Source organism: Streptomyces blattellae (assembly GCF_009709555.1).
Lineage (GTDB): Bacteria > Actinomycetota > Actinomycetes > Streptomycetales > Streptomycetaceae > Streptomyces > Streptomyces blattellae.
Map to the genome: position 1 here is coordinate 1 of NZ_WJBG01000016.1, position 302 is coordinate 302.

Genomic DNA, 302 nt, shown 5'->3' on the forward strand with positions numbered 1-302 from the left:
GTCAGAGGGCTGTCACGAGCGGCTTCTGCCCGCCCGCCCCTCGAACGAGTGGCCCCGACAGCGAGGGCACATCTGTATGGGGAAGCCCCCGATCGTGATGACCGCACAGGCAGAGACCTGGGACCGCGACCTGGATGACCTCTTCACTACCATCGGACACCGCTTCGGCCGTGTCGAACCCCGCCGCCGGATGCGGGACTACGTGCGCGGGCTGCTCGCACCGGTGGGCCGCAAGAACAGCTGGGTGCGCCACGAGGCGCCATGTGACCGAGTGGAGGTGCGAGACCTCTACCGCCGGGCCG

1 pseudogene is annotated in these 302 nt (G+C 69.2%); it reads left to right on the top strand.

The features are described from left to right. Positions 1 to 97: 97 nt before the first annotated feature. Positions 98 to 302, top strand: a pseudogene (locus tag GFH49_RS00765) (hypothetical protein); the annotation flags it as partial.